Origin of the sequence: Caballeronia arationis (assembly GCF_001544975.2) — a bacterium.
GTDB lineage: Bacteria > Pseudomonadota > Gammaproteobacteria > Burkholderiales > Burkholderiaceae > Caballeronia > Caballeronia arationis.
Genome location: NZ_FCOG02000257.1, coordinates 1 through 4,953, shown reverse-complemented (window position 1 = coordinate 4,953; position 4,953 = coordinate 1). Strand labels below are relative to the sequence as shown.

The 4,953-nt window shown below is 62.0% G+C and carries 3 protein-coding genes; all 3 read left to right on the top strand.

The genetic code is table 11. From position 1 onward, the window contains the following. Window positions 1-205 precede the first annotated feature (205 nt). The gene (locus tag AWB81_RS40435; RefSeq protein WP_062643978.1) at window positions 206-1,207 is read left to right on the top strand and encodes an ABC transporter permease; all 1,002 of its coding nucleotides are present in this window, start codon (window positions 206-208) and stop codon (window positions 1,205-1,207) included. A 34-nt stretch (window positions 1,208-1,241) separates the two neighbouring features. Further along, window positions 1,242-2,192, top strand: coding sequence for a sugar-binding protein (locus AWB81_RS40430; RefSeq protein ID WP_062643976.1), 951 nt, complete (start codon window positions 1,242-1,244; stop codon window positions 2,190-2,192). A gap of 61 nt (window positions 2,193-2,253) precedes the next feature. Further along, on the top strand, window positions 2,254-3,795 hold the full coding sequence (locus AWB81_RS40425) for a sugar ABC transporter ATP-binding protein (RefSeq protein ID WP_062643975.1): 1,542 nt from the start codon (window positions 2,254-2,256) through the stop codon (window positions 3,793-3,795). The last annotated feature ends 1,158 nt before the right edge of the window (window positions 3,796-4,953 follow it).

The window sequence follows — 4,953 nt, the reverse complement described above, 5'->3', positions numbered from 1 at the left end:
CTTTGCAGCGCAGCTTCCGCACCGCTGAGAAGGCCGTTAACACCTGGTGCGATCAGGTCAAAATCGCCGCGTAGAAACTTGACTCGACTGCTACAAGATCAATTCAGTCAAGGAATCTAGTTCGGCGGGACTGCAAGAGAGCGCGTTGCCGGCAGCGTCTGCTTCCGGTAACGCTCAGCAATACCAGCACACAAGGCGTACAAACATGAGCAAGTCCACTGCGGCAACTACGGGCACGAAACCCCGGCCCGGATTCGCCGGGAATCTCCTGCGGTCGCGGGAGACGGGCATCATCGGTGCGCTTCTGATCATGGTCATTGCGCTGTCGATCTTTGCGCCCGACTTCGCGAGCGTCGACAACCTGCTCAACGACGCGCGCAACCTCGCGTTCATCGGGATTGTGGTGCTCGGCCAGGCCGCGGTGATGATCACCGGCGGGATCGACCTGTCGGTGGGCAGCGTATGGGGACTTGCAGCAGTCGCATCAGCCGCGATGATGCATGCGGGCATGGGCGTCGTGCCCGCCTGCGCGCTCACGCTTCTGATCGCGGCATCCGTTGGCCTCTTTAACGGTTTCTGCGTGACTAAGCTGCGCATGCTGCCCTTCGTGCCGACGCTCGCGACCATGAGCATCGCGCGCGCGCTCGCGCTCATCATCACCCGCGGCAAGGCAATCGACGGGTTTCGCCCCGACGGCGACGCCTTTTTCGCGCTCGGCGGCGGTGATTTTCTCGGGCTGCCGGTGCCTTTCCTGATCTTCGTGGCGTTGTCGATCATCGCCGCGATCGTGTTGAAGCGCAGCGTCTTCGGCCGCCAGCTCTATGCGGTCGGCGGCAACGAGCGCGCCGCGATGCTCACCGGCCTCAACGTCGACCGGCTGAAGATGAGCGTCTATGTGATGTCTTCGGTCCTTGCCGGGCTCGCCGGCATCATCGAGGTCAGCTATCTCTCGTCCGCGATCTCGAACCAGGGGCTCGGCAAGGAACTGAGCGTGATCGCGGCGGCCGTCATCGGCGGCACCGCGCTTAGCGGCGGCGAGGGCACCGTGATCGGCGTGTTCATCGGCACGGTGATCCTTGAAGTGCTTCGCAACGGTCTCGTCCTGCTCGGCACCGACGCCTATTGGCAAGGAGTCTTCGTCGGTTCCGTGATCGTCCTTGCCGTATTCATCGACCAGCTCAGAAAGGGCGTCTGGCGACGTCGCTGAGTGTTCTGCCCATAACGACCCTTTGGAGAAAACAATGACACGCATCCTGCTCGGCGCCGTGACCGCCGCTGTTCTGTTCGGACTTGGGGTGACTCCCCACGCACAGGCCGCCGATAAAAAAGTGTTCGCCGTCGTTCCGAAAGCGCTCGGCGTGCCGTTCTATGCCGACGCGGAGAAAGGCTGCAAGGAAGAGGCCGCGAAAATCGGCGCGGAGTGTCTCTTCACCGGCCCGGCCCAGCTCGACGACGCCGAACAGGGCCGCATCGTGCGCGACCTCATCACCAAGAAGGTCGCGGGCATCGCGATAGCGCCGAACAATCCGGATTCGATCAGCGGCGTCATCAGCGCAGCGATGGCGAAGAACATCCCGGTCGTGACCTTCGACTCCGACGCACCGAAGACGAAGCGTGTCGCCTTCATCGGCACCAACAACGAAGCGGGGGGCGAGTCCGGCGGCGAGGCATTTGCCAAGGCGCTTCCGAAAGGCGGGACCTATGCTGTGATCACGGGCGGCCTGTCGGCGGCCAACCTCAACGATCGCATCAAGGGCTTCAAGTCGAAGCTCGGCGGCAACTTCAAGGAAGTATCCGGATCGCCTTTTCCCTGCAATGACGATTCGAGCACCGCGGTGCAGCTGATCCAGGACATCCTCGCCAAGAATCCCAATATCGACGGCATTTTCTTCGCGGGCGGATGGCCGATGTTCGCGCCGGAAGCCTACATGCGCGCGCTGAAGAACAAGGCGGCGGACCTCAAGGGCGGCAAGTTCGTGATCGTTTCATTCGACACCCTTCCCACGCAGATCAAGCTCCTGAAAGACGGCTATGCGACGACGCTCATCGGTCAGCGGCCGACGAAAATGGGCTCGGAATCCGTCGCCCAGTTGAACAAGATTCTGAAGGGCGAGAAGGTGCCACCGGTCACGGATACCGGCGTGGACATCGTAAATTCGTCGAACGTCGACAAGTTCACGGCCGGCAAGTAACCCCCGCGCGGGACGGAGCTCAATAAGGCCGTCCCGCGTCTTCCTTGCAACGAGTGCCGCCATGACCGTGCTTTTGAGCGTTGAACATGTTTCGAAGATATATCCCGGCGTCAAGGCGTTGCAGGATGTCTCCTTTGAAGTCGAGACGGGGACCGTGCATGCGGTCATGGGCGAGAACGGCGCCGGCAAGTCGACCCTGATGCAGGTGATCGCGGGCGCGCATTCGCCGACCTCCGGCCGACTGGTGTTCGACGGCCACGAACTGCAGCTCTCCGGCACGCGCGACGCCGCGCGCCAGGGCATTTCGATCGTGTTCCAGGAACTGATGCTCGCGCCGAACATGACGGTGGCGGAAAACATCTTCCTCGGCGCGGAGCCGCGCATGGGCCGCGTGCTGGTGGATCGCGGCGTGCTGATCGCGAAGGCGCGCGCGGCGATGGAACGGCTCGGCATCACGCTCGATCCCGACACGCGTCTCGGCGACCTGACGATCGCGCAGCAGCAACTGATCGAGATCTGCAAGGCATTGATCCACGAGCCGCGTCTCTTGGTTCTCGACGAACCCACGTCGAGTCTTTCCGAGGCCGACTCGCTGACGCTCTTCAAGGTCGTGCACGACCTGCGTGCGCGAGGCGTCACGATCCTCTATATCTCGCATCGCATGCGCGAAGTGTTCGACAATTGCGATGCCGTGACCGTGCTGCGCGACGGCAAGCACGTGCGCACGGCGAGGCTCACGGACACCTCTCCGGACGAAGTGGTGCGTCTGATGGTGGGGCGCGACCTTGCCGAAGTGCGGCGCATCCGGCCCGAGCATGGCGACCAGCCGATCGTCCTCGCGGTGCAGGGCCTGGGCGACGACGAACGCTACCGCGACGTGTCCTTCGCATTGCGGCGTGGTGAGATCGTGGGTCTCGCGGGACTGGTTGGGGCCGGCCGCTCCGAGGTCGCTATGGGCATCTTCGGGGCGCCGCCGCCGACGGCCGGAACCGTGTCGGTGGAAGGCAAGCCCGTGAATGTCAGGAAGCCTCGCGATGCCATGAAGCTCGGCATCGGTCTGGTTCCCGAAGACCGCAAGGACCAGGGGCTCGTGCTCGGGATGTCGGTCGGCAGCAACCTGTCGCTCGCTGCGCTTGGCCTTGGCCGGCTCTCGACCGCGAGCGTGATTCGGCCGCTGCGCGAGTCGCGCATGATCGAAGGCTACGTGGGGCGCTTCCAGATCAAGACGCCGACGGTCGAGCAACTCGTCGGCCTGCTGAGCGGTGGCAACCAGCAGAAGGTAGTGCTCGCGAAATGGCTCGCCTCGAAGCCGCGCGTGCTGATCGTTGATGAGCCGACACGGGGCGTGGATGTTGGAACGAAGGCGGAAATCTACGCGCTTATGCGCGAGCTCGCTCATGACGGCCTCGCGATTCTGGTGATCTCGAGCGACTTGCCCGAAATACTGACGATCTCGGATCGCATTCTCGTGATGCGAGGGGGCCATCTTGCGGGAGAAATCAGCTTCGATGATGCCTCCGAGGAGCGCATCATGTCGCTCGCCGCCCTCGAACGTGCCGATCCGGCGCATCCCGCGGCCAAGCCTACGGGGTTCGTCGCGTAGCGGCCGAAGAACCTCCATCGAACGTCCGCAATGGCCGATTATGCCAAGCCGTTGGTGACGGATAATGGTTTCGGCAGCCGGGACCTCCCGATGAGCACAGAATGTGGCGGCATGGTGATTTCTACGGATGCGGCAGATCAGACTGACGGGGCCGGCTTCGCTGGTGGAAGCGTTTCCGACCGCATTGAACTACCCGGGTAGCACGCGGTTCAATTTCATCGCCGGCTACAACGACAGGGCGTCGATGATGCTTGCGCTCGAACGCGGAGAGGCCGACGCTGCGACCATCGGTCTCAACTCACTCTATTCGTTGCGAAGACGATCCTTGTCAGCAATGCGACGACTCTCTACGGCTTTTGAGAACCCGGTCTCTCGGATCAGCGTTCGTCGACGTATGACTCGCCGGGCAGCTGGATTTGGTCCGAGGCTTGGATGACCCAGGCACTCACTTGGTTGCGTTCTCGCCCGGCCGTGCGACCGGCAGTTGTGGGTCCAGCGCGGAAGTTCGTGGCGCGGTCGACGCGAATGCACCGCTCTCGAACAGCGAGCTTCAGCAACCGGCCAGGAAGGCATAAGCGATCGGGCTCGAATGCGGTCGCTCGAGCTCGGCTTCTCTCACATACGAGACGAATGCAATTCTTCTCACCCTGATCGGGCTGACTCGAACCCGATTCGATCCCGCTCGGCGAGCCAGCTAATTCGGCCTTGCAAGTAAGACGGTCGGCATCCGGCCATCACCTTACTCATGAGCGGGTCGGTTGGATACCATGGTGCAGGCAACGCAGCGAATGATGAACAACGTTACATCGGGCAAAGCGCGGCTTACCTCTGGTGCGCCAGCTTCCACGGCAGTTGACAGATGTGCTGATCGCTGCTGCGTATACGCCCGTCCACACTCGTCAGCGATCCTGACTTCGGCCTCGAGACCACCGCTCGATATCGGCGAGTAATTGGAGATATTCATTCAATGCTGCGGTATTACGATCCGATGTAGCAACACCTTGCTGCACCTCGGTCCGAAGTCGGCCGAGTTTTTTTCAAGCAATGTCGGCACGGGTATCGTTTGGGTCGTCAAAATTTTGGATCGTCGGGGGAATCTATGGGTGAATTATTGTGCGCGGCTAGCCAAGTGAAGCTCGATTCCGATACTGATAGAGC

Coding starts and splice junctions, on each gene's coding strand:
- AWB81_RS40435 (WP_062643978.1), top strand. CDS start 206: ATGAGCAAGTCCACTGCGGCAACTACGGGCACGAAACCCCGGCCCGGA.
- AWB81_RS40430 (WP_062643976.1), top strand. CDS start 1,242: ATGACACGCATCCTGCTCGGCGCCGTGACCGCCGCTGTTCTGTTCGGA.
- AWB81_RS40425 (WP_062643975.1), top strand. CDS start 2,254: ATGACCGTGCTTTTGAGCGTTGAACATGTTTCGAAGATATATCCCGGC.